This window comes from uncultured Psychroserpens sp. (genome assembly GCF_947494225.1).
Lineage (GTDB): Bacteria > Bacteroidota > Bacteroidia > Flavobacteriales > Flavobacteriaceae > Psychroserpens.
Genome location: NZ_CANLUG010000006.1, coordinates 279,908 through 306,479, shown reverse-complemented (window position 1 = coordinate 306,479; position 26,572 = coordinate 279,908). Strand labels below are relative to the sequence as shown.

Annotated in this window: 22 protein-coding genes; 8 read left to right on the top strand and 14 right to left on the bottom strand. The window is 33.7% G+C overall.

Annotation, left to right across the window (positions count from 1 at the left end; translation table 11 throughout):
* From Q0893_RS14910 to Q0893_RS14900, 3 genes are all read left to right on the top strand, one after another.
* A partial coding sequence (locus Q0893_RS14910; protein ID WP_299277080.1) for a gliding motility-associated C-terminal domain-containing protein occupies window positions 1-3,495 on the top strand: 3,495 nt, incomplete at its 5' end.
* Window positions 3,496-3,507: 12 nt separating this feature from the next.
* Complete coding sequence (locus tag Q0893_RS14905; RefSeq protein ID WP_299277077.1) at window positions 3,508-4,425, top strand: type IX secretion system membrane protein PorP/SprF; 918 nt, start codon at window positions 3,508-3,510, stop codon at window positions 4,423-4,425.
* A gap of 11 nt (window positions 4,426-4,436) precedes the next feature.
* The gene (locus Q0893_RS14900; RefSeq protein WP_299277074.1) at window positions 4,437-6,371 is read left to right on the top strand and encodes an OmpA family protein; all 1,935 of its coding nucleotides are present in this window, start codon (window positions 4,437-4,439) and stop codon (window positions 6,369-6,371) included.
* A gap of 88 nt (window positions 6,372-6,459) precedes the next feature.
* Here the strand turns inward: Q0893_RS14900 and Q0893_RS14895 are convergent, their stop codons facing one another.
* Both Q0893_RS14895 and Q0893_RS14890 read right to left on the bottom strand, forming a co-directional pair.
* Entirely contained in the window at window positions 6,460-10,023 is a 3,564-nt protein-coding gene (locus tag Q0893_RS14895; protein WP_299277072.1) for a M1 family aminopeptidase, read from the bottom strand.
* A gap of 2 nt (window positions 10,024-10,025) precedes the next feature.
* On the bottom strand, window positions 10,026-10,916 hold the full coding sequence (locus tag Q0893_RS14890; RefSeq protein ID WP_298902735.1) for an ABC transporter ATP-binding protein: 891 nt from the start codon (window positions 10,914-10,916) through the stop codon (window positions 10,026-10,028).
* Between the two features lie 201 nt (window positions 10,917-11,117).
* On the opposite strand from Q0893_RS14890, the gene Q0893_RS14885 reads away from it, so the two are divergent.
* Both Q0893_RS14885 and Q0893_RS14880 read left to right on the top strand, forming a co-directional pair.
* Entirely contained in the window at window positions 11,118-12,230 is a 1,113-nt protein-coding gene (locus Q0893_RS14885; protein WP_299277069.1) for a sensor histidine kinase, read from the top strand.
* Window positions 12,230-12,928 (top strand): LytTR family DNA-binding domain-containing protein, encoded by a 699-nt coding sequence (locus Q0893_RS14880; RefSeq protein ID WP_298902738.1) that lies wholly within the window; start codon window positions 12,230-12,232, stop codon window positions 12,926-12,928. Before Q0893_RS14885 ends, Q0893_RS14880 begins: the two co-directional genes overlap by 1 nt.
* 87 nt (window positions 12,929-13,015) lie before the next feature.
* Here the strand turns inward: Q0893_RS14880 and Q0893_RS14875 are convergent, their stop codons facing one another.
* A complete protein-coding gene (locus Q0893_RS14875) occupies window positions 13,016-13,510 on the bottom strand; it encodes a CAP domain-containing protein (protein WP_299277067.1) in 495 nt (164 codons plus the stop codon).
* A gap of 223 nt (window positions 13,511-13,733) precedes the next feature.
* Window positions 13,734-14,381, bottom strand: a complete 648-nt coding sequence (gene pdxH / locus Q0893_RS14870; RefSeq protein ID WP_298902740.1) for a pyridoxamine 5'-phosphate oxidase — start codon at window positions 14,379-14,381, stop codon at window positions 13,734-13,736.
* Window positions 14,382-14,463: 82 nt separating this feature from the next.
* On the opposite strand from pdxH, the gene Q0893_RS14865 reads away from it, so the two are divergent.
* A complete protein-coding gene (locus Q0893_RS14865) occupies window positions 14,464-14,895 on the top strand; it encodes a hypothetical protein (RefSeq protein WP_299277064.1) in 432 nt (143 codons plus the stop codon).
* Window positions 14,896-14,922: 27 nt separating this feature from the next.
* Here Q0893_RS14865 and Q0893_RS14860 read toward each other — a convergent pair whose 3' ends face one another.
* The 6 genes from Q0893_RS14860 to rpsA all read right to left on the bottom strand — a co-directional run bounded on the left by Q0893_RS14860 (window position 14,923) and on the right by rpsA (window position 20,044).
* Complete coding sequence (locus Q0893_RS14860) at window positions 14,923-15,828, bottom strand: ribonuclease Z (protein ID WP_299277062.1); 906 nt, start codon at window positions 15,826-15,828, stop codon at window positions 14,923-14,925.
* A gap of 11 nt (window positions 15,829-15,839) precedes the next feature.
* Window positions 15,840-16,271 carry a hypothetical protein gene (locus Q0893_RS14855; protein ID WP_298902743.1) on the bottom strand — a complete coding sequence of 144 codons (432 nt, stop codon included), beginning with the start codon at window positions 16,269-16,271 and terminating at the stop codon, window positions 15,840-15,842.
* Complete coding sequence (locus Q0893_RS14850) at window positions 16,272-16,604, bottom strand: ribonuclease Z (RefSeq protein WP_298902744.1); 333 nt, start codon at window positions 16,602-16,604, stop codon at window positions 16,272-16,274.
* A gap of 4 nt (window positions 16,605-16,608) precedes the next feature.
* Window positions 16,609-17,538, bottom strand: coding sequence for an aspartate carbamoyltransferase catalytic subunit (locus Q0893_RS14845; RefSeq protein WP_298902745.1), 930 nt, complete (start codon window positions 17,536-17,538; stop codon window positions 16,609-16,611).
* A gap of 5 nt (window positions 17,539-17,543) precedes the next feature.
* Window positions 17,544-18,083, bottom strand: a complete 540-nt coding sequence (pyrR, locus tag Q0893_RS14840; protein ID WP_298902746.1) for a bifunctional pyr operon transcriptional regulator/uracil phosphoribosyltransferase PyrR — start codon at window positions 18,081-18,083, stop codon at window positions 17,544-17,546.
* 125 nt (window positions 18,084-18,208) lie between these two features.
* Window positions 18,209-20,044, bottom strand: coding sequence for a 30S ribosomal protein S1 (gene rpsA / locus Q0893_RS14835; RefSeq protein WP_298902747.1), 1,836 nt, complete (start codon window positions 20,042-20,044; stop codon window positions 18,209-18,211).
* A 285-nt stretch (window positions 20,045-20,329) separates the two neighbouring features.
* Between rpsA and Q0893_RS14830 the strand changes: the two genes are divergently transcribed.
* Entirely contained in the window at window positions 20,330-20,707 is a 378-nt protein-coding gene (locus Q0893_RS14830; RefSeq protein WP_298902748.1) for a LysM peptidoglycan-binding domain-containing protein, read from the top strand.
* A 20-nt stretch (window positions 20,708-20,727) separates the two neighbouring features.
* Here Q0893_RS14830 and cmk read toward each other — a convergent pair whose 3' ends face one another.
* The 4 genes from cmk to lon all read right to left on the bottom strand — a co-directional run bounded on the left by cmk (window position 20,728) and on the right by lon (window position 25,781).
* Window positions 20,728-21,447, bottom strand: coding sequence for a (d)CMP kinase (cmk, locus tag Q0893_RS14825; RefSeq protein ID WP_299277057.1), 720 nt, complete (start codon window positions 21,445-21,447; stop codon window positions 20,728-20,730).
* A complete protein-coding gene (porQ, locus tag Q0893_RS14820; protein ID WP_298902751.1) occupies window positions 21,447-22,466 on the bottom strand; it encodes a type IX secretion system protein PorQ in 1,020 nt (339 codons plus the stop codon). The genes cmk and porQ overlap by 1 nt, the downstream gene beginning before the upstream one ends.
* A 74-nt stretch (window positions 22,467-22,540) precedes the next feature.
* Window positions 22,541-23,344, bottom strand: a complete 804-nt coding sequence (locus Q0893_RS14815; RefSeq protein ID WP_299277054.1) for a LysM peptidoglycan-binding domain-containing protein — start codon at window positions 23,342-23,344, stop codon at window positions 22,541-22,543.
* Window positions 23,328-25,781 (bottom strand): endopeptidase La, encoded by a 2,454-nt coding sequence (gene lon, locus Q0893_RS14810; RefSeq protein ID WP_299277052.1) that lies wholly within the window; start codon window positions 25,779-25,781, stop codon window positions 23,328-23,330. The genes Q0893_RS14815 and lon overlap by 17 nt, the downstream gene beginning before the upstream one ends.
* Before the next feature lie 229 nt (window positions 25,782-26,010).
* Here lon and Q0893_RS14805 point away from each other — a divergent pair, with 229 nt between their 5' ends.
* Window positions 26,011-26,571 (top strand): RNA polymerase sigma factor, encoded by a 561-nt coding sequence (locus tag Q0893_RS14805; RefSeq protein WP_299277050.1) that lies wholly within the window; start codon window positions 26,011-26,013, stop codon window positions 26,569-26,571.
* Window position 26,572: the final 1 nt, after the last annotated feature.

Below are 26,572 nucleotides of genomic sequence, written 5' to 3'. Positions count from 1 at the left end.
TGTTCTGGTGCTGACAATGAGCAGTTAGCTAACGACTGGAATGCTGGAAATATTACTGCTCTAGAAACATGTGCTGACGACCTTGGTATTACAGTAACTTCAGATTATGCTTATACCAATTTAGTATCTACATGTGGTCTAGGTGGAACAATTACTGTAATCTATACAATTACTGACGACTGTGGTAATGCTACTACGTTAAGTGCAACTTTGACTTTAGAAGATACAACACCTCCTAATCTTGATAACTGTGATGTAACCAACGCTTCTATTGAGTGTTCTGGTGACGATAATGAACAATTAGCTAATGATTGGAATGCAGCCAATATCGCTGCCCTTGAGTCTTGCGCTTCTGATTCTTGTGATACAGATTTAAATACTCAAGTAACTTCAGATTATGATTATTCTAATTTGCTGTCTACTTGTGGTCAAGGTGGAACTATTGCTGTTGTTTATATAATTACAGACGACTGTGGTAATGCTTCAACTTTAAATGTGACATTGACTTTAGAAGACACAACACCTCCTAGCCTTGATAATTGTGCCGTAACTGATGCATCTATTGAGTGTTCTGGTGATGATAATGAACAATTAGCTAATGATTGGAATGCAGCCAATATCGCTGCCCTAGAGTCTTGTGCTTCTGATTCTTGTGATACAGATTTAAATATTCAAGTAACTTCGGATTATGATTATTCTAATTTGGTGTCTACTTGTGGTCAAGGTGGAACCATTGATGTCGTTTATACAATCACAGACGATTGCGGTAATGCTGCAACTTTAAATGTGACCTTAACTTTAGAAGACACAACACCTCCTAATCTTGATAACTGTGCCGTGACTGACACATCTATTGAGTGTTCTGGTGATGATAACGAACAATTAGCTAATGATTGGAATGCAGCTAACATCGCTGCCTTAGAATCTTGTGGTGTGGACACTTGCGATACAGATTTCACTGGTCAAGTAACTTCAAATTATGCTTATACCAATTTAGTGACTACTTGTGGTCAAGGTGGAACTATTGATGTTGTTTATACAATTACTGATGACTGTGGTAACTCAACCACGCTAAACGCAACATTAACGTTAGAAGATACTATTGCACCAGATCTTTCAAATTGTACAGTAGAAAATACGCAATTAGAATGTTCTGATACTGAAAACGAATCGCTTGCCGACGCTTGGAATGCTGCAAACATCGCTGCTCTTGAAACTTGCGCTGTCGATTCTTGTGATACAGATTTCACAGGTCAAGTTACTTCGGATTATGATTTTAATAATTTAAATACAACTTGTGGTCCTTGTGGAACTATAAGTGTAACCTATACTATTACTGACGATTGTGGCAATGAAACGACACTTTCAGCTGTACTAACTTTTGGAGATGAAACGATTCCTGATTTATCAAATTGTGATGTTCAAGACGTTACCTTAGAATGCTCTGGTGACGAAAATGAAACATTAGCGAATGATTGGAATGAAAATAATATCGTTGCACTTCAGACTTGTGCTGATGATTTAGGTATTGCTGTTACTTCAGATTACAACTATACAAACTTTGTAGAGACATGTGGTCTAAGTGGAAGTATTACTGTAACGTATACGGTTTCAGATGAATGTGGTAACTCTGCTTCTCTTCAATCAACTTTAACAATTGAAGATACAACGCCTCCAACATTTACGGTTCCAGCTGATGTAACTTTAGAATGTGATCAAGATCCTTCAGATTTATCACTTACTGGAGATGTTACTGATGAAACAGATGTTTGTTCAGGGCTTTTAGAGGCTACTTATATAGATACTGTTGCTAACGGTTCATGTGCTAGCGAGTCGGTAATTACGAGAACTTGGACTTTAGCTGATGACTGTGGAAACACAACAACTTTAGTTCAAACGATTACTGTTCAAGATACAACGGCTCCAACATTTACGGTTCCAGCTGATGTAACCTTGGAGTGTGATGACGATATTAATGACATTGTTTTAACAGGTGATGTGACTGATGAAGCTGATAACTGTTCAACAGGTTTAGAAGCTACATTTACTGATGATGTTGCCCAAGGTGATTGTCCAAATTCGTCAATCATCACTAGAACTTGGACGTTAACTGACGACTGTGATAATACAACAACTTTAGTTCAAACGATTACTGTTCAAGATACAACGGCTCCAACATTTACGGCTCCAGCTAATGTAACTTTAGAATGTGATGCTGATATATCTGATGTTACTCTAACGGGAGATGTAACTGATGAAGCTGATAACTGTTCAATAGGTTTAGAAGCTACATTTACTGATGATGTTGCCCAAGGTGATTGTCCAAATTCGTCAATCATCACTAGAACATGGACATTAACGGATGACTGTGATAATACAACAACATTAGTTCAAACGATTACTGTTCAAGATACAACGGCTCCTACCTTTACTGTTCCTGAAAACATAACTATAGAGTGTGATCAAGATGCGTCTGATATAACTTTAACTGGTGACGTGACAGATGAAACTGATAATTGTTCAACCGATTTAGAAGCAACATTTACAGATGAAATTTTAGAAGGTGATTGTCCAAATGAATCGACAATAACAAGAACTTGGACACTAACTGACGAATGCGATAATACGACGACACTTATACAGACTATTAGTATCATAGATTCTACAGCTCCAACTTTAGTTGGTGAATTGGAAGAAGTTATTAATGTAGTTTGTAGTGAGATTCCTGAAGTTCCAGAATTGGTATTTGAAGATGCTTGTTCTACAAATATGACGGTAGACTTCAATGAAACCTCTACATCTGATGGTTCAGAAATGGATTATACAATCATAAGAGATTGGTTTGTAAGTGATGAATGTGGAAATGAAGCTGTATTTACACAAACGATTAATGTTACTGTGCAAAGTGAAATCCCAACTGATGATGCAGACTTATGTATTACAGAAGATATAGATTTTGATCTCTTCAGTTTATTAATTGGTGATTACGACATTGATGGCACTTGGACTGTTACGTCTGGTAATGCAACAATTAATGGTAGTATTTTTAATCCGTCATCACTATTAGATTTTAATGATGACTATACACAAGATCAACTTGGTGAATATGTATTCACTTACACTTACGAAGGTGAGTGTCCAGGTATGGTTTCTGTAACAATAACACTTAATGATGATTGTGTAGTATTCCCTTGTGGTGAAGATGATGTTGAAATTTCAAAAGCAGTTACTGCTAATTTTGATGGTATTAACGAATTCTTTACGATTACTGGAGTTGAAGATTGTGGATTTACTTACGAACTTCAAATATTTAATCGTTGGGGAGCAAAAATATATGAGAATTTCAATTACCAGAATGACTGGAATGGTACATCATCAAAAGCCTCTATTGGAAGCTCAGACTTTGTACCAACAGGAACCTATTATTACGTAATAAATATAAAGAATAGTGGACTAAAACCGTTTACAGGCCCAATCTACGTTTCAACAAAATAAACCTTAACCTATATGAAATTAGTAAAGTTTAATATTATAGCATTTATACTATTCAGTAGCTGGATGGGTGTTGCGCAACAACTACCTCAGTTTACTCAGTATATGTACAATACTATTTCTATTAATCCTGCTTATGCAGGAAGTAGAGAGGCTTTAAGTATTGTAGGTCTGCATAGAAGTCAATGGGTAGGTCTTGAAGGAGGCCCACAAACACAAACATTGTCTATTCATGCACCAATGAGAAATGAAAGAGTTGGTCTAGGATTGTCATTTATAAATGATGAGCTTGGCTACCAAAATTTCTCTTATCTGTATGGCGATTTTTCGTATACAATTCCAACAGGAGAAAATAGTAAATTAGCTTTTGGTATAAAAGCTGGTTTTACAAGTTATAGCTTAGATGCCGATTTTCAGCAGTCGCAATCCAATGATCCTGTTATTTTCGGTTTTGAAAATCGTTGGAAACCAAATATTGGAACAGGGATTTACTGGCATAGTAATAAATGGTATGTTGGTTTATCTGCACCAAGGATTTTAAATACAGATTATACTGGTGATGCTGAATTTCAGGCCTTAGAAAGAATTAGTTATTATTTTACTGGAGGTTATGTATTTGATCTTAGTGAGAATACTAAATTTAAGCCAGCTACACTTTTAAAGGCAACAAATGGTGCTCCTTTATCTTTTGACCTTACAGCAAACTTTTTATTTTATGAAAAGTTTTGGGTTGGTGCTGGTTACAGAATAAATGAACGTGCAGCCGCTATTGGTGGTATTGCAGACTTTCAGATATCAAAACAATTACGAATTGGTTACGCCTATGAGTATCCAATTTCAGACTTAAGACCATATACAAGTGGAACTCATGAAGTTTTATTAATGTTTGAAATATTTAAAAGTAAGCGTATTAAATCACCTAGATATTTCTAAAAAACAAATCAATGATGAAATCAAAGTTTTTAATCTTAATATTTGCGCTTAGCAGCGCAGTTATGATTGCCCAAGAAAAACTTGCTGATAAGTTTTTTAGCAATTTCGGGTATGTAAAAGCCACAGAACTTTATGAGGAAGTTCTAAAAAAAGGAGATACAAGTCTTCATGTTCTAACACGTTTAGGAGATTGTTATTATAACAATTCTAAATCGGAAAAAGCGGCCTATTGGTATGACATCGCTCTTAAAATGTATGGTAAGGACGATATCAATCCAGAATATATCTACAAGTATATACAATCATTACGTAGCTTAGGTCAGTATGAAGAAGCGGACACATGGATGAAGACATTCATGGCAATTCAAAATAACGACACACGAATTAAAGGTTATAATCCGGAGAATATTGCCAAATACAATGAATTGGCAAGTTCTGATAAAAATAAGGTTGTAAAACTTCAAAATTTGCCATTTAATTCTAAGTACTCAGATTTTGGTTCTTATATACATGATGGTCAGCTCTATTTTGCTTCTTCTAGAAATACAGATGACAAAAAATTATACAGTTGGAATCAAGAGCCGTTTTTGGATATCTATCAAGTTTCAGTAGAAAAAGATGTTGATACTGTGACGTACGGTTCGCCAGATTTTATTTCGGCTAAAAAATTAAATACAGATTTCCACGAAGCATCTGTAGCTATTACAAATGATGGAAACACGATGTATTTTACACGAGACAATGTAGGCAAGAGTACGAAAAAAGTAAAATATGATAAGAAAGGAACGACTCACCTTAAACTTTATAGAGCAACTTTAGTTGATGGACAATGGACAAATATTATTGAGTTGCCCTTTAACGATGAAGTATTTTCTACAGGTCACCCAGCACTTAGCCCAGATAACAAAAAACTTTATTTTGTTTCAGATCGTGAAGGTGGAATTGGTGGCACAGATATCTACGTTGTTGATATAACCAATGGAAATGAATACTCTGAACCACAAAATTTAGGCGAAGGCATTAATACTGAAGGTCGTGAAATGTTTCCTTTTGTTGCGAAAGATAGTACGTTTTATTTCTCATCGGATGGACATTTAAACTTAGGTCTTTTAGATATTTTTAAGTCTAATATCATAAAAGATGAGAATGCTGAACCTGAAAATTTAGGAGCGCCATACAATAGTGGATATGACGATTTTGCGTATTTCAAAAACACATCGGAAGCCGAAAACGAACACACAGGGTATTTCTCTTCTAATAGACCAGATGGACAAGGAAGTGATGACATATATAGCTTTGATGCTTCCATTTGTATTCAAATGATTAAAGGTATTACTAGAGACCTAAATACGAATGAGGTCTTATCTGGAGTAACGGTAAAACTCATTAATGAAGTTGGCAAAATTATTGCTGAAATTGAATCTGATGAAAATGGCAGTTATGAATTCACTGCAGATTGCAATTCAACATACACTGTAATTGCTAGCAAAGAAGATTATAAGGATGACCAAAAGAAAGTCACAACAGATAATGAACATGAAAAGGTTAGCGAAGTTGATTTATACTTGGAGCCTTTAATTACAGATAGTCAAATTGTAATTAACCCTATTTTCTTTGATTTTGACAAATGGAATATTAGAACCGATGCTCAATATGAATTGGAAAATATTGTAGATGTGATGCGTGCTCATCCAACTATGGTCATTAAGATAGAGTCCCATACAGATAGTCGCGGACGTGATAAATATAATATGAAATTATCTGATAGACGAGCAAAATCGACTATGGAATATATCATTTCAAGAGGGATTGCGCCAGAGCGTATAGAAAGTGCTATAGGTTATGGTGAATCGCAGCTGCTCAACGAATGTTCAAATGGCGTGAAGTGTAGTGAAGAAAAACATCAATTAAATAGAAGATCGTACTTCTATATACTAAAAGAATAATACCCTCTATTCTAAACTAAATTTGCAAAAAGCAGTCTTTCAATGAAAGACTGCTTTTTTTTTATGTATTTAAACAAAATTCATAGGGTTACAAACTCTTCAAATTATCAGAATAAATGCGATCTACACGTGTTAAAAAAGGATCAACCGAGATCATATTTGGCAATACTTCAACGTTAATTTTTATGACGTTTGATGTTGCGTCCATATAATGACTTTCTAAGTAAATGGGTTTCTCGTTCTTCCCTAAATGTTTTGGATGCTTTTTAAATAGCCCTATTTGCAAGGGCTCATTGATACCAATCTCTTTTTCTTGTCCATTTTCAAGGGTCGTAAAGCGTCTAGCGTTTACTTCAATTGTAATGTCATAAGTTCCATTTTCTAATTGTTTATACGACGATTTACCAATTGATAAATCATAACGCACTATGCCTTTCATCCATTCGTTAATTAGCATATGGTATTGTTTAGGGGTTACTGTATACAATTCATCTAAAAATTCTAAGGTATTTACTTCAAACTCATGACGTTTTGCATGTCTGTCTGTAAGTGTACGTAATACTGTATTTAATTTAGCTTCTCCAATAAGGTCACGAATAGACAACATCACAAGTCCGCTCTTCCCATAATTAAGGTAATTTTGTCCATCAGTTAAGTATACAGGAGGCTCTTTTGTAGTTGCGAACGTGCGTCCATTAAAGTAACGGTCATTAGAGGCTTTATTAAGTTCCCAAAGTGTACCCATACCATACATTTTCTCGAGGACTACGCCTTCAGTATATTTAGCAAACCCTTCAACAATGAAACTTCCTCCTTTTACATTTTTAGCTTTCAGAATCATTCCCCACCATTGATGAGCCACTTCATGAATGGTACGTTTTGAAACTAAATTAAAAGTACCTGTATTTCTAATATCTATAAGATATAGGTTATCCTCGACCATATTGATAAGTCCGGCATGTGCTGCACCACCAAAACTATGATAAGAAGGTATTTCAGCAATACGTAAATGATTAAAAGGATAGTTTCCGAAGTTATTAATGCAATAATCTAGAGTAACTTCAGTACTTTGATTAATCGTTTTATGATTCATATCATGCTCTGGGTGGTAGTAATATTCTAAAGAAATGTCCTTATAAAAACCTTTTTTCACTTCATAATTACCAGAAAAATAAGCTAATGCTGGAATATTCTTACCTGGGAGCTTATAATGATAATAATTCCTGTTATTTGCTTTCCATTCTTTTATAAGGTTTCCAACTGCCAGTGCTTTTTGTTCATTTTCCGTGGACACAATAGTTTCATACAAGACGTCACCAAATCTAGCCTCATTATGAAAAAGATGTGAATCACCTTCCAATTCTTCTTCTTGTTCTGGAAGCCCTCTTTTTTGGCGCTCATGTGCATTTGATATTTCCATAGAACTAAAGTACCCTAATACAGGTTCGAACCTATCATGTCTAATATAAGACCCACTGTTTACAATAGTTCTATCTACATTATAAGGTTGAGATTGCTTTGTGAAATTATAGCGCAGTCTTGCTGTTTCTTTAGGGTAGATGGCATTTTCAAACTTAAAGAGATAGGTTCCAAAAACGGTGTCCTTAAAGACCAACTCAGCATTATCAAAAGTGATGTTTGAAAGTATGTTTCTTTCAGTTATAAATATATGTGTAACTGGAATTTCATTTTTATTAATAAGGATGTAATCTGCCTCAAGGTTATATTTTTGTTCATTTGGAAAAATATCCACTTTCGTTTTCAAATCTATATAATGAAGCCTTGGAATAGTATCATACATTTTAAATTTTCGTTCATACTGTTCTGCAAAGTCTAAACGATTGTCAGAATTCACATAGTTGTTTTTTCTATTCAACTCTGTAAATAATGAAATTCCGGAACCAACAAAAAAGATAAGCGCTACGAGCATCCCTCCTATTTCCCAATGTTTCCATTTTTTAAATCTTAAATTTTCACGAATATAGCCTGTTCCCATTGCTGTTCGTTTCCAGAATTTAAAGGATAAAATGGATAATACTACTCCAAAAGCCAACCAATATAATGCATACAAATTAAAGGCAGATGTGTGCAAAGAATACCCAGACATATTAGAATATGTTGGAATAGGCATATTTCCAATACGCAACATTGGGTGCTCAACACCAATATAAATTGATAATGACGTTCCTAAAAGCAAAAATACAAGTCCGCTGATTCCCATTCCAAGAAATTTATTATTAACAACACTCTGAATGAAAATAGCCACCATAACATATATAATGTTCGAAATACCGTAATAATAAAAAACAGACAAGTATTGTTGGAGTTCTATATTGCCATGTCCATTGACCAACTGAAAACCAATACAAACTAAAATCACAGCTGTTATGAGTATCATAGGAATCCATATGAGCGTTATCAATTTTGAAAGAAAAAACACCCAATTTAGTGTAGGAGTTGTATTTAAAATACTATCCATTTTTTTATCTCTTGCTTTCCATATCAACTCCCCACTATAGAAAACAATAAGTATCATACTCAAAATAGGCACTAACTCCATTACAATTTCTAAAAGTAAATTTGTAAAAGGGTACCAACTATCACCATAAGAACCACCTTCAAATATTCTAGAGTAAACTTCAAGTATAGATGTAGTCACTAAGGTTATTACTACTACCAAAAAAGGAAGGCTCTTAAAGACATTGCGGATATCGATGCGCAAAGCAGACCAAAAAGCTAGCCATTGCCCGCTCCTATTAGTCTGGGATTCTATAGTGAAATAAGGCGTCTTTTCTGTTGATTTCTCATTCGAAATAGTATTTTTTCTGGATTTTTGAGATGGTTTTCTAAACGAGAAGAATTGATATGTAATTAGAAATATTATACAAGAAAAAACGATCCAAATAACCCGGTTATAAAGATAAAATCCCGAAAAAGAAAAGGATAGATTATTCTTCTCAGAAGGCGCCCAAAATTGAGTGTACTCAAAAAATGTTGCACCAGCAAATGGGTCTATTAAAGCCGCTAAAGCCATACTTTCTTGAGAAGCTGGTATAGATGAGGCCATAATAGGTGAGTTAGAATAAAATGCTACTATAAAATAGAGTATATATATAAGCACAGCACTAGTATAAGTAGCCAAATTACTTTTGGAGAGTATACTCACAGAAAAAATAAGAGTTGTGCAAATAAAAAAGTTAGGGACGATAATAACTAAAAAAGGCCATAAATATGACTGTATATGAAAAGGTGATATACGTGATGCATCCAGATCTGAAATAGATAAACCAACCATAAATCCTGGAAGGAAAAGACTAAAGCCCAAAAGGCTAAATGAAAAAACGCCAATAAATCGGCTCCAAAAAAACTGTTTTTTCTGTACAGAAGTACTATAAATAAGTGCCTCCATATGATGCTTTTTATCTCTAATGACACCACTTATGGCGAAAAACATAATAATGAAAACACAACTTAATGAGGACATGGTAGCGTAATTACTTATTTGATAAGCCGAATTATAATCTACCAAAGCAGGGGCTTGCCCAAGACCTCCGAGAAAAAATCCAAAGAAGAAAAAAAGCAACATAAAAATAAATAGGGCGCGTTGCTTTGATTGGTATAAAGCCTCAAAACGCAATAATTCTAATAACATAATTAATCGTTTTTTGATGATTGATTTAAAAACATTTGGGCGAAATAATAATCTTCAAGACCAACTGTAATAGGTATAAATGCTTTGGAAGGTTGGTCATTAGACAGTACTCGAATTTGTGTTTCGTTGGCTATGAGACGTGTAGAAATAACCTGATAGTTGTCTTCATATTCTTTTAGTTCGCCTTTTGGAATCATTTTGCTCCAAACTTTACCGGAAATAGTTTTAACCAAATCTGCTGGACGCCCTTTTGAGATAATTTTCCCATCACACAGAATAGCCATTTGTGTACATAGCTCTTGAATATCTTCTACAATATGTGTTGAAAGAATAACAATTACATTTTGTCCAATATCACTCAATAAGTTCAAAAAGCGATGACGCTCCTCTGGATCAAGTCCTGCAGTTGGTTCATCTACTATTATAAGTTGTGGATTTGCAAGTAAAGCTTGTGCAATACCAAATCGTTGCTTCATCCCTCCGGAAAATGTATGAACAGATTTTTTGCGATGTTGATACAAATTGGTTTGATGTAAAAGTGCTTCAACTTGAGCTTTTCTTTCTTTTTTATTAAGTACTCCTTTTAAAATCGCCAAATGATCCAATAGGTTTTGAGCAGATATTTTAGGATATACACCAAACTCTTGTGGTAAATATCCAAGATGTTTACGAAGGTCTTGAGGTATTTCAATAATATCTACATCATTAAAAACAACAGTGCCATGAGATGGTTTTTGAAGTGCGGCAATAGTTCTGATCAAACTTGATTTTCCTGCGCCATTTGCACCTAACAGCCCAAACATGCCATTAGATATATTTAAATTAATATTGTCCAACGCCTTTACACCATTGGGATAAGTTTTAGATACATTTTGTATTGTAAGTGTATTCATTGATTCTTGATTTTAAAACGAATGTATTTCTGAAATCAATCACATACCAATAAAAATGACATCTGTAGTAGTTTTGGGAACATATGACATTCAAAAAGGTGTCAATTACACTTTAAATGGAAAATGATACCATTAATGGACATAAAAATGTCGTTTATCAATTAGTTTGTTTAGATAGTTTTACTAGCGTAGTTTTGATGTATGATATCATTTATAAAAAAATACAGGGCTTTTGGATTGGCGGCAATAATCGTTGCTGCCATCACACTGTATTTGGAGCACCTTGACTTTATTCGCATTCCTAAAGATGAGCCGTTGGAGACTGTTGTTATCTTTGGCTTTTGGTGGATAGTAACGGGGTTTGCTCTGTATAATTTAAAATATCTTAAAAATAAAAAGACAGTATTAATAAAAATAGGGTTCTTGTCTTTTATTGCATTCTTAACTTTTGGAACAGATAACTATTTTAATATTCCAAATAACCCTATTGTCATTTTTTTAATTGTTGTCTTTTGGTTAGGCCTTTTGTATCTCGTTTTTCCGAATTTTTTTAAAAAGTACAGCGTTCTAATCGTATTGGTTTATGGATTGATTCTTTGTTATTTTTTCTACTTACGCCTTGATGAAAATTACACAGCGTTATACCACCACAGAGTATTAAACTTACTTATGTTTCCCATTCCTATCATATTCTTTATTTGGCTATATGAACAGTGGAAATGGTTTAAAACACTCAAGTCTGAAAAAACAAAAGCCGAATTAGATTTATTAAAGACTCAAGTAAATCCACATTTTCTTTTCAATAGCCTTAATAATTTATATTCACTTACAGTAAATCAATCTCCCGAAGCGCCAGACGTGGTATTAAAACTGTCAGACATGTTGCGCTATACAATTTATGAAGGCAAGAATGATCGTGTTCTGCTTTCAGAAGAAATTCAATATTTAAAAAATTATATTGCCTTACATGAAATTCGACATAAGAAAAATGTAACTATACAATTTACCCATAACATAGTGCCTGATGATAAGGTTGCTCCTCTTCTATTTATTATCTTGTTAGAAAATGCTTTTAAACATGGTATTGAAAAACTTACAAATGATGCCTATGCTATAATAAAACTCAATAGCGATAAAAATCAGATCTATTTTTCAATAGAAAATAATTATGAAGCACCAGCAGAAAGTAATCATAAAGGCATTGGAATAGAGAATTTAAAACGTAGATTGTTGCTTATTTATCCAGATGCCCATCAACTAATAATAAATCAAATGCCATCTGTTTATAAAGTTGAATTAACAATTCGTAAATAATGACAAGGACATATATCATAATTGACGATGAACCTCTAGCACATAAATTAATTGAAAAATTTTGTGATATGTTGCCTCATTTAGAGCTTAAACAAAATTGTTATAACGCTTTAGAGGCCATGGCTTTTTTGAATAGCACATCTGTAGATTTAATGTTTTTGGATTTAAATATGCCAAAACTTACGGGGTTTGAATTTCTAAAAACACTAACCAATCCGCCCAAAGTTATTGTCACTACTGCTTATAAAGAATTTGCACTAGAAGGTTATGAACTAAACATTTCAGACTATTTATTAAAACCTTTTAGTTTTGAGCGTTTTGTTAAGGCAGTGAATAAAGCCATTGGGTCTAAACCTCCTACAGTTATTAGTACTAAAAGCACCAGTGAGCATATAAACTTTTTCGTAAAAGGAGACAAAAAACACCATCAAATTAAGTCTGAAGATATTCTATATATAGAAGCCTATGGCAATTACACAAAACTTTATTTTGAAGATACTTATATCGTGAGTCATGAGAGCATATCTCAATATATAGATTTACTATCGTCCACTCATTTTTTAAGAGTTCACAAATCCTTTATCATTGCAATAGATAAAATAAATCAAATTGAAGGCAACGTCATTCAAATTTCTAAATACAAAATACCAATAGGCCGTACTTATAAAAGTATAGTGAGTAAACTTTATAATTCATGACTTTAATTGCTATTAGCAATAAAAAAAGCCACAGTAAAACTGTGGCTTTAAAAATAACGATTTGCTATTAATCAATTTTTAAGTCATTTATCGTTTTATGAAGATATTCGTGAAATACCATTTACCTTCATCATTTTGTTCGGCTGAAATATCAAAATCGGTAAAATCGCCTTCAATATTATCTCTGTGTCCATCACTATTAATCCATGCATTTACAACAGACTGAGCAGAATTGTAGGCGTAAGCTACATTCTCAGATACTCGCGTTGCAGAAGCATTTTGTATTAAACTATTCTTACGTTGAAAAAAGTTATCGTGACCTACATTATTTGATTCTACCATATAGTCTGTATGCGTATAGGCAACAGCTTTAATCGTATTATGATTATTTAAGGGTGTAAGACCTTCGCTAATTCTATGAGCATTAATGAGCTCTAAAATTTCTATTTCTATTGTTTTTGCAACTGGAGGGGTTGGTAAAGCCATACTATCTATAGCTTCTTCAGGTATGCTATCTGTAGAACATGAAAACGATAACAAAGCAACTAGTACCATTACTGGCAATACTCTTGTCAATTTCATAACGTAGGTTAAATTTTATATAATTTAGATTTGGGGTCTAAATTGTTTAGTTAATACATAATTACTTAAACGTTGGGGCACTTAAGTAATCTTTCATTACTATCGACAATATACAGATAAATTCGTTTTTCGTCGCTAATACGTATTATAATTCGATAAAATGTAAATTTTATTATGGTAATTCCTACAAAAATTGTAGTTCATCGATAATTTGAAGTGAAGTCTAAGGCGATAATCGGTCCATTAGCCAATTAAGATTTTCATCGAGTTGATATCTTAATCTATCATGTAGACGGTTTGGTCTACCTTGCCAAAACTCAATTTCTGAAGGTTTAACGATATAACCACCCCAAAATTTTGGCCTAGGAATCTCCTGTCCGTCATATTTATTTTCTAATGCTTTGAGTCGTTCTTCTAAAACCGTTCTGTTTTTTATAACATCACTCTGCTCCGACACCAATGCTCCTAATTGACTACCTCGAGGTCGAGATTCGAAATAGCCATCGCTTAAATTTTCGGCAATTTTCTCTACGCTTCCTTTAATAATAACTTGGCGCTCTGCTGCGGCCCAAAAAAATGAAAGGCATACATTAGGGTTAACCGTTATGGCTTTACCTTTTTCGCTATTATAATTGGTATAGAAAATAAAACCTTCATAGGTGAATTTCTTAAGCAGTACTACTCTGCTTTTAGGAAAACCATCCAAGCCCATTGTACTTAAGGTCATGGCATTAGTTTCACCTACATCAAAATTATTATCCACTTCATGAAACCATTTTTGAAATAGTTCCAATGGATTATCACTAACATTGGTTTCGAGCAATTCTTGCTTTTCGTATGATTTTCTATAACTACCTAAGTCTGTATTCATTAGATCTTAAAATAAAATTTAATAGGGTTTTTCTTTTCCCAGCTTATATTTTTCATATAAATTTAAGCAATAATCCCTTCTAATGAAATTTGAAAACAGTAAATATTCTAAACTTTTAGGATATAAAAAAGTAGATTTTCCTTTCGGAACAATTTATATTACAAGATATTTTGTCATTTCTGAATTAAACGAAGGCATTCATGTAGATTACACGATTGCCAGTGAATTGATAAACGCTTTTTCAGAAGATATTAGAAAAGGGATTAAAGTTGGATATATTGCCAATCGTATCAACTCCTATTCTTTCGAGCCTCAATTATGGCTCGATTTTAACAACGAATACGATTTCTTGGTAGCAAGTGCTATTGTAACTTATAATGACTTTAGCTATCTTAATTCGTCATTAGAAAAGCACTTTTTTAAGAAAAGTTTAAAGCGTTGTCACAGTCTTGATGAGGCTATTGAATGGATGTCAAACTTAAACGAGTTCAGCAAAGAGTTTAAACATGAATAATATCATGCTCGGTTTTTTAGTTATTTTTTAAAATTCAAATGTTTTTCCGTCTTTAGCCAATTCTACATTTGGAAAAATGCTTGCAGCTTCTGTTTTAAACACACTTAAATCATCATAACGCGTAGAATAATGTCCTAAAATTAATTGCCCAACATTAGCTTTTTTAGCTATTGTTGCTGCTTGTTTAGCTGTAGAATGTTTGGTTGGCAAGGCTAAAGATTCATTCTTTTCTATAAATGTAGATTCGTGATAAAGCGCATCCACGCCATTTATGATAGGAAGTATCGATTCATTATATGCGGTATCGCTACAAAATGCATAGCTCTTTGGTGGTTTCGGGTCTAAAGTAACTGATGCATTATCAACCATATTACCACTATTATCAGGCACATCCGAACCTTGTTTTAATTTTCTATAGTAGGCTACATCAATGTTTGCATTTAAAACAGCATTCATGTCGAGTTTTCGCTCTCCTATTTTTTCCTTAAATAGAAATCCGTTAGTATAAATGCGGTGATCTAAAGGTATTGTATAGACTTCTACCTTATCATCTTCAAAAATTAATTCTGAAGACGTCGCTGATAACTCATGAAATATCAATTTGAAATTCGTCCAAGAATTAGACAATTTCATTTGTAATGTAATAACCTCTTTTAAACCTTTTGGTGCATAAATATGTAAATCGGCTTCACGTGTTAATAGTCTAAACGTCGAAATTAAACCTGCTAATCCAAAACAATGGTCGCCATGCAAGTGAGAAATAAAAATGTGTTTTATTCTACCAAACTTCACCTTGTTTCTACGTAATTCTACTTGAGTTCCTTCTCCACAATCTATTAAAAAAGTATGATTCTTAATAGCAAGAACCTGAGCTGTTGGATTGGTATGTATTTGTGGTGTGGCGCTATAGCAACCAAGTATAGTTAATTTCAAATTGTAAAAAATTAAGTGAATTTAAAGTGTGCTTTGATCACCTCTAATTGTTTTAATGCTGGGTTTTTATTTGGTAATGTACTGAAGATAAAATCTGGTCCATGTTTCCTTTTAGTTGAAATTTCAAAATATCGTTCTTCGTTTTGGTTTAAATATATTTCTTCTATTTCAGAAATTGGAAAGCGTTGAATTGTTTTTATAGAACCTAAAAACAACATGTGAATATCCTTTTCAACAACACCATTATGTATAGAAATGCGCTTAGATATTTTAATAACAGAAATCACAACTGCAATTAATAGGTAATGAAGAAGTTTGTTCAATAAGTCGTTTTCAAATATGTTTTCAAATGAAAACAAAGGAATGAGCGATAGCAAAAAGAATAACACCTGATAAATAGCATCAAACATCTGGTCGTTATAAATAGTTATTCTTTTGTTCATTTAAAATCCTAAATCACGTTCTATGTCTTCCATCTCAATAATATCGTAGGCCTCTTGTAGCGTAGGCACAACGACTATTTCATCTGGAATTTCATTGAGATTCGCCTTTTCAGTTACCACAACAAATGAATGTTTTGCTCTTCGGTGTTTATTTGATAACTGCAAAAATTCTACAATATCAGATAACATCACCTGTTTCAAAGTGGTGAGACAAACGACGATATTATTGTTTTTATAGCGTTCATACAGAACGTCAATTTTCTTTACGAGTTCGATGGTCGTTTCCTTTTCTTGGGTGATTATGGTTGTGTTTCCCGTTTTATCAAAAATCATAATCTTAGTGTTTTATTTTGGAAGCTAATAAATAAATCACAGCCATTCTAATGGCCACACCATTCTGAACTTGGTCTAAAATAATGGCTTGGTCAGAATCTGCCACATCACTAGTAATTTCTACTCCACGATTTATAGGTCCTGGATGCATAATTGTGATCTTTTTATCCAAAGAATTTAGTAATGCTTTATTAACTCCGTATTGTTGTGTATATTCTCTTGTTGAGGGGAAATAACTAATATCCATACGTTCATTTTGTACACGTAACATATTAGCGACATCGCACCAATTTAGTGCTTTTCGTAAATTGGTTTCAACCTTAACACCTAGATCTTTTATGTATTTTGGAAGTAAGGTTTTTGGACCACACACCATAACATTGGCACCTTGTAATTGTAAGGCATAAATATTTGACAAGGCAACACGGCTATGCAAAACATCACCAACAATAACCACATTTTTACCACGTACCTCGCCCAATCGTTCTCTAATAGAGTAACTATCTAACAAGGCTTGGGTTGGGTGTTCATGCGCACCATCACCAGCATTAATTATACTGGCATCAACATGTTGGGATAAAAACACTCCTGCTCCTGGATTAGGATGTCTCATCACCACCATATCTACTTTCATGGATAAAATATTGTTTACGGTGTCTATTAAAGTTTCTCCTTTTTTTACTGAAGATTGCGATGCCGAAAAATTAATAACATCTGCCGAAAGGCGTTTTTCAGCCAGTTCGAAAGACAGCTTGGTTCGTGTAGAATTTTCAAAAAATAAGTTAGCTATCGTGATATCTCTAAGCGAAGGCACTTTTTTGATTGGTCTATTAATCACCTCTTTGAAATGATCTGCAGTTTCAAAAATTAATTGAATATCCTTTTTATTAAGGTATTTAATTCCCAATAAGTGATTAACACTTAATTCGCTCATAACTATTAATTATTTATCAAATATACCGAGTCTTCTCCTTCATTTTCAGCCCAGTTTACTTTCACTTTTTCTTCATTTATAGCATCTACTTGACGACCTCTATAATTAGGTTGAATTGGTAAATGCCTACTAAAACGTCTATCAATCAACGTTAACAATTCAATTTCATTTGGTCTTCCAAACGATTGAATGGCTGTTAGAGCTGCCCTAATACTTCGTCCTGTATATAACACATCATCAATAAAAACGATATTTTTGTTTTCAACAATGAAATTAATTTCCGTAGTATTGGCTTCTAAGATCTTTTCACCGCGTCTAAAGTCATCTCTAAAAAACGTAATATCTAAGTGTCCTAGTTGGATATTTTTAATTTTATAATCTTCTTTTAGCATCGTAGCTAAACGATTTGCTAGATATTTCCCTCTAGGCTGTAATCCAATAAGAACAGTGTTAGAAAAGTCGTTGTGATTTTCAATAAGTTGACAAGCCAATCGATGAAGAATGATGTTTACCTCTTTAGCATTAAGTAAAACTTTTTGACTCATATGGTTTCCAAACGTGTTTGGTGGACAAAGTTAAGTTAAAAAATTAGGGTTTGCAATCGTTTTGTAAGTCAATAAAAAAAGCCTCTCAAAAAATGAGAGGCTTTAATATTTAAAAACTTAAGGAATTATTTCTTCCCGTCCATTTTATCTTTAAGCGCTTGTAAAGCATCATTAGCATCACCTAAAGTTGGTTTTGCTTCTGCTGCTTGAGCTTCTTGCTTCTTAACAGCTGCTTTTACGTTTGCCATTTCTTCTTCTTTAAAGATAGCAGTATGAGAGGCTACAACTCTTTTGAATTCTTTGTTGAACTCAATGATTTTGAAGTCTGCAGATTCTCCTTTCTTTAATTTGCTTCCGTCTTCTTTTTCTAAGTGACGAGATGGTACAAATGCAACGATGTCGTCATTAAAATTGATAGTAGCACCTTTGTCTACGATTTCAGCAATCTCGGCAGTATGCGTAGTTCCTAAAGCGAACTCAGTTTCATACTTATCCCAAGGGTTATCTGTTGTTTGTTTGTGACCTAAAGATAATTTACGTCCTTCAACATCTAATTCTAATACAACAACATCTAACTTATCACCTACATTTGTAAACTCACTAGGATGTTTGATTTTCTTAGTCCAAGATAAATCTGAGATATAAATTAATCCGTCGATACCTTCTTCTAATTCAACAAAAACACCAAAGTTTGTAAAGTTACGTACAATTCCAGAGTGCTTAGAACCAACTGGATATTTAGACGTAATATCTGTCCATGGATCTGGAGTTAATTGTTTGATACCAAGAGACATTTTACGATCTTCTCTATCAAGCGTTAAGATTACAGCTTCGATTTCATCACCTACAGATACGAAATCTTGAGCAGAACGTAAATGTGTTGACCAAGACATTTCACTAACGTGAACTAATCCTTCTACACCTTCTTCTACTTCAACAAATGCACCATAATCTGCAATAACAACAACTTTACCTTTTACTTTATCTCCAACTTTTACAGTTTCTCCTAAAGCTTCCCAAGGGTGTTTGCTTAATTGCTTAAGACCTAATTGGATTCTAGACTTATCTTCATCAAAGTCTAAGATTACCACGTTTAATTTTTGGTCTAATTCTACGATTTCATTTGGATGATTAATTCTAGACCAAGATAAATCTGTGATATGAACTAATCCGTCAACGCCACCAAGATCAATAAACACACCGTAAGACGTAATGTTCTTCACGATACCTTCTAATACTTGACCTTTTTCTAATTGACCAATGATTTCTTTCTTTTGTTCCTCAATATCGGCTTCAATAAGAGCTTTATGAGAGACAACAATGTTTTTGAATTCGTGGTTGATTTTCACAACTTTAAATTCCATTGTTTTATTTACGTACTGGTCGTAATCTCTAATTGGTTTTACATCAATTTGAGAACCTGGCAAGAATGCTTCAATACCAAATACGTCAACGATCATACCACCTTTAGTTCTGCATTTTACAAAACCATTAACGATTTCACCAGTTTCGTGTGCATTGTTTACACGATCCCATGCTTTAATTACACGAGCTTTTCTGTGAGATAATACCAATTGACCAGTTGCATCTTCACGAACATCAATTAATACTTCTACTTTGTCACCAACTTTTAAATCTGGATTGTAACGAAACTCATTAAGAGAAATTACACCTTCAGATTTAGCGTTAATGTCGATAATAGCATCACGATCAGTAATGTGGATGACTTCACCTTCTACAACTTCATCATCTAAAGTATCTACAAAATTTTCTGATACTAATTTTTCAAATTCTTCTAATTGTTTGTCATCAACAGGATCAATTCCTTCTTCGTAATTGTGCCAATTGAAATCTTCTAAGAATTTTTCTGGATTTGCCTGAGCCTCTGATACTTGAGGAGCTTCAGTTTTAGGAGCTTCAGTAGTTGCTACTTCAGCTTGTTTTGTTTCTTTTTCAGACATGTGCTGAATAAAATTTGTATTCTGTATGTTTAGAAAGAATTAAGCGATAACACACAGAAGCGTTATTATTTATAATTACTTGTTCCCTTTATCTTCCCAAGATTCGCTAAAAGGAGTGCAAAAATACGCTTTATTTACTATAAAACAAAATAAATATGACATTGTCTAACCATTTGAATTTCAGAATGTAAAAATGTTAAAAAATCTTACAATTGAGCTTTAATTTTTGGCACATAAATTGGTATATTTACGATAGTATTAACACTAAAATTAAAAATAAATATTATGGTAAGATCAAAATACCAAAGTGTATTAGACCTAGGAGAATCATTAAACATCGAAAATGGTGATGTGAAAGAAGAAAATGGCGTATTAAAAGTAACTGGAACAGCAAAAACTCAATACGAAAAAAACCTTTTATGGGATGCAATCAAAGCCGCTGGTGGTGACAACCCTAGTGATATTATGGCAGACATTGCAGTAGCAGATGAATCTGTATATGCAAGACATACTGTACAAAGCGGTGAAACTTTGGGTAAAATTGCAGCACACTATTATGGTGATGCGATGAAGTACAAAGACATCTTTGCTGCTAACAGTGATATCTTGAAGAACCCTGATTTAATTTATCCAGATCAAGAATTAATTATTCCAAATTTATAGACTTTTTGGTATATCGAAAATTAAAGCGGCCTAGTGTCGCTTTTTTTTTGGTTTAATTTTATTTTTTCTTCTGAAAGTTCTAAAACCACTTGGAATTGCTCTTCAAGGGACATATTAGAATTGTCTACCTTCATAGCATCTTCTGCCATCACTAATGGCGAATCATCTCTTGTAGAGTCTATGCGATCTCTTGTTTGGACATTTTGAAGCACATCGTCATAACAAACATCATCACCTCTTTCTATAAGTTCTTCATAACGTCGTTGCGCACGCTTTTCTGCTGAAGCTGTCATAAATACTTTCAACTCAGCATCTGGAAATACAACGGTTCCTATATCGCGGCCATCCATAACTACCCCTTTATCTTTTCCAAAACCTTGTTGTTGCTTAACTAATTGCTCTCTTACTTCAGAAACAGTAGAAACCAAACTTACAAACTGAGATACTTCTAGTGTTCTAATGTTAGATTCTACATTTTCTCCATTAAGGTAAACTTCGGCAAAACCTAAGGTCTCATTAAATTTAAAGCTAATCTCTATGTTTTCTAATTGAGATATCAGGCCATCACTATCAAAACAATCTGTTTCAATAAATCCATTTTGCATGGCAAATAATGTTACCGCACGATACATCGCTCCCGAATCTACATATACATAACCCAACGCTTTAGCTAAGCGTTTCGCAACAGTACTTTTTCCTGTGGATGAAAACCCATCTATGGCAATAGTAATTTTAGTCATTATCTTAAATCTATTTGTACCCCGAAAAAATTGGCATTACTAGCACCAGAATACCTCGCATGTGTATAACTAAATCGCGTTTTATTAAGTTTAATACCTACGCCAAATGATAATCCTGAAAAATTTCGTTGTTCTAAGATACGTAATTCTTCTGCTCTCCTAAAGTTATAAGCCATTCTAATATTGAAACCTCTATCAGGAAATAGCTCTGCACCAATTATGGTATGTCGTAATAATTCTCCTAAAAAACCAACCTTTTCTTGTGTTTGATTACCGTCCAAATCTGTAGTAGCTCTCGAAGGATTAGAAAACCGAATTGGCCAAGCTTGCAAGTTTTCAAAAGTTAAATGCCAGCGTAACGGCATGTTTTCTAAGGTTTGTGATAAACCTAAATTAATTTCTAGTGGTAATTTTTCATTCTGACCAGCATATGTTACAATTTGAGTTCCAAGATTTCTAACAACTAGCGCCATTTGAAACTCTAAACGCTCATTGATATACATGGCGCCTAAATCTGTAGCCACACCAATAGAATTGTATTGCTCTAATTTGGACGTAATGAGTTTTAAATTAGCGCCCAAATAAAAATCGGTAAATGGAATCTGATAAGCATATCCAGCCGATAATGCCGCTTCATTACCCGTAAATGTTCCTGTTGAGACACCATTAAGATCATAACCATCAAAACTTCCATAATTAATATAGGTCATTCCAACATGCAAAGTTTGAACATGTCTATCCCAAGTGTAGGCATATGCCGCAGACCCATAACTAATACCTCCTAAATAGCTAGAATAGTTGATTGCCAACTGATTATCCATTTCGGCATTTATAGTTGCTGGATTAAATAATCCTCCAGTAACGTCATAATCATAATTAGTAATTACCTTTCCTCCTAGAGCAGCTTGTCGAGGTGATGCGATTAAGTTGAGAAATTGATACGTAGATTCGCCACCTACTTGGGCAAAAAAAGTAGTTGTTATCAACAGGCAAAAAATAGTGGCAATTTTCTTTAGCATATAAGTGTGCAAAGTAACTAAATCTATCTTAAAACGCCTATATGTCTATTTTATTTTTTTAAAACGAATGAATTCTATTTTAACTGTAGTTTTTGTCCAACCTTAATCAAATTACTACGTAAGTCATTTAAGGTTTTAATAGCTGCAACAGTCGTATTAGTCTTTTTTGCAATACTATATAAAGTGTCTCCTTTTGAAACAATCCAAATGTTAGTATTATAAAGTTCGTCCAAGTTGCGCACTCTTAAATTCTGACCAATTTTTATAAGTGTTGTTTCCAAATTATTAGCACGCTTAAGTTCTCCTAAACTTACATTATATTGTTTAGACAAAGCGTATAAGGTCTCTCCTCGTTTCACCATATGATAATCTGAATCGGTATCATCTTCTGTACTGCTTGAAGACGTATCATATACTAAGGTGGTTGCTTTTTGCGCCTTCTCTGAAGTACTAAGCTCAGGGGTTTTATTAGTAGTTTTAGTGGTCGTTATGCTATCTGAACGTGTTGCGGTAAAAACAGTTCTTTCTGTTTGTAGACTATCATTGTATACAACGACCTTTTGATTTTTAAAATACTCAGCTAGCGTGTCTGGTCTTTTTGTTACAATTACCAATGTACTATCTTTTACTCCTGTCTTAGTATTCTTGGTAATTAAATTAGATTGAATTTCAGTTTTTTGGGCTGTACTATCTTTTTTTGATTCTTTTGATTGTACCGACTTCGAACCAACCAAAACAATTTCACCTGTTTTAGTGTTAAGTTTAGCTGGCTTTCCGTTGAGAAGAACATCTTTATAAGTTTCTGTTTGTGCAACAGCTCCAAAAGTTGAAGCTGTAAGCACAATAACAGTTACTATTAATTTAAAGCGTTTTAGCATTTTTAACTTTTTGATTTGTTAGTGCAAGCTTTAAGACATCACTCATGTCTTTGACATAATGAAACGTAAGCCCTTTTAAATATTCTGGCTTAATTTCATCAATATCACGCTTGTTATCTTCACATAACAAAATCTCTTTAATTCTGGCACGCTTAGCGGCAAGTATCTTTTCTTTGATACCGCCAACTGGTAACACTTTACCTCTTAAAGTAATTTCACCGGTCATCGCCAAACTATTTTTGACTTTGCGCTGTGTAAACAAAGATACTAAAGAAGTTAACATAGTCACACCTGCGCTAGGACCATCTTTTGGAGTCGCCCCTTCAGGGACGTGAATATGAACATTATAGTTTTCGAAAACCTCAGAATCAATTCCAAATTCATCAGCATTGGCTTTTATATATTCCATAGCGATAGTAGCCGATTCTTTCATCACTTTTCCTAGGTTACCTGTAATAGTCAGGTTCCCTTTTCCTTTAGATAGTATGGACTCAATAAATAAGATGTCTCCTCCTACGCTTGTCCAAGCTAATCCTGTCACTACTCCAGCAACATTATTATTTTCATATTTATCACGTTCTAATCGCGGAGCTCCCAACACGTCTATAACATCTTCGTTTGTTACTTTTATGTTATAATCTTCTTCCATTGCAATATTCTTAGCCGCGTGACGTACAAGTTTAGCTATTTGTTTTTCTAATCCTCTAACACCAGACTCTCTAGTATAACCTTCTACCACTTTTTCAAGTTGTGGTTTTGCAACTTTCAGGTGTTTTTCAGACAATCCATGCTCTGTTAATTGCTTAGGCAACAAATGGCGTTTCCCTATCTCTACTTTCTCTTCTATAGTATATCCAGTAACATTAATAATTTCCATACGATCTCTTAAAGCTGGCTGAATGGTATTTAAACTATTAGACGTTGCAATAAACATTACCTTAGACAAATCAAATCCCATTTCAAGGAAGTTATCATAGAACTCACTATTTTGTTCTGGATCTAATACTTCAAGTAAAGCCGACGATGGGTCTCCTTGGTGTGTATTTGAAAGTTTATCAATTTCATCCAAAACAAAAACAGGGTTTGAGGTTCCTGCCTTTTTCAAACTTTGAATTATTCTGCCAGGCATTGCACCAATATATGTTTTTCGATGACCTCGTATTTCGGCTTCATCTCGTAAACCTCCCAAAGACATTCTTACATACTCTCGTCCTAAAGCCTCGGCTATCGATTTCCCAAGAGAGGTTTTCCCAACGCCTGGAGGTCCATATAAACAAAGTATTGGAGACTTCATATCATTTCGCAATTTTAAAACTGCTAGATATTCAATGATTCTCTTTTTAACATCGTCTAAACCATAATGATCACGATCTAAGATTTTCATGGCACGTTTTAAATCGAATTTATCTTTGCTAAATTCATTCCATGGTAGGTCAAGAAATAAGTCTAGATAATTGCGTTGAATAGAGTATTCGGCAACTTGCGGATTCATACGTTGCATTTTCGCCAGCTCTTTATTAAAGTGTTCGGCTACTTTATCGTCCCATTTCTTAGTCTTAGCACGTTGACGCATCTCCTCTATCTCCTCACCAGACGATACACCTCCTCCAAGTTCTTCTTGAATGGTTTTCATTTGTTGGTGTAGGAAATATTCACGCTGTTGTTGGTTCATATCACTTTGAACCTTAGACTGAATATCATTTTTAAGTTCCAATTTTTGGAGCTCTGTATTCATGTACTTTAAAGTTGCTAAGGCACGTTCCTTTAAATCATTAATCTCTAATAACTCTTGTTTCTCCTTTACAGAAAGGTTCATATTAGAAGACACAAAGTTTACTAAAAACGAATTGCTTTCGATGTTCTTAATCGCAAAAGAGGCTTCCGTAGGAATGTTAGGACTATCCTTAATGATCTGTAAAGACAAATCCTTAATAGAATCTATAATTGCCGTAAACTCTTGATTTTCTGTGGCAGGTTTAGCTTCAGGAACATCTTTAACTGTAGCTGTAAGATATGGATCTTCAGAAACGACATCTTGAATTTCAAAACGCTTCTTCCCTTGAATAATAATTGTTGTATTTCCATCTGGCATTTTAAGAACTTTCAAAATACGGGCAACTGTCCCTTTTTTGAAAATATCATTAGCATTAGGATCTTCTACAATTTCATCTTTTTGTGAAACAACACCTATGACTTTACTTCCACTATTGGCGTCATTAATGAGTTTAATTGATTTATCTCTTCCAGCAGTAATTGGGATTACAACTCCAGGAAACAAAACGGTATTACGTAGCGGTAAAATTGGTAATGAATCTGGGAGAAGCTCGTTATTTATTTCTGCTTCATCTTCTGGTGTCATTAAAGGAATTAATTCTGAATTTTCATCAAAATCCTGAAATGACAAACTGTCAAGCTTTAAAAATTTAGACTTTGCCATATTATTTTTTTGGTCATTCTGTCATTAAAACAACAGAACTATAGATTTATATTTATTAAGTTAATTGCTGAAATCACTGAAAATCAAGTTCTTATGAGTTGTTAGCAATTATATACCTTTATATAATTTCAATAGTTATGCCATTACGTGTTTACATATTAAAAACTTTTTTCACCAAAAGTGTAACAAACAAAGTGCGTTTTCATCTCTATATAAAAGCATTTGTTTTTTGACACTAACCAATCAAAATATAGAGCAGTTATTGCAGCTTTGCAAATCGGGCAACCAGAACGCGCAAATGGAGGTCTACAATAGATATTACAAAGCGATGTATAATACGGCACACAGAATTGTAAAAGACAGTTTTGAAGCCGAAGACATCATGCAAGATTCCTTTTTAACCGCTTTCACAAAGTTGGATAATCTTAAAGAGATTAAAACATTTGGTTCTTGGTTAAAACGAATTGTTATCAATAACAGTATATATCACTACAAAAAAAGTAGCAAATATCAAGATGTGCCTTTAGACGATGTGTTATATAAAGTTGAAGACTGCTCAGGTGTAACCGAAGATTATGAATTTAATAATCTGAAAGCGAATCAGGTTCTGGAGACCATGAAGACGCTAAAAGATAATTATAGAATGAGCTTAACGCTCTATTTAATTGAAGGTTACGATTATGATGAAATCTGTGAAATAATGAATATTTCATCTGCCAATTGCAGAACGATGATTTCACGTGCAAAAGAAAGTCTGCGTCAAAAATTACAGCCTCTGGTTCAATTTTAAC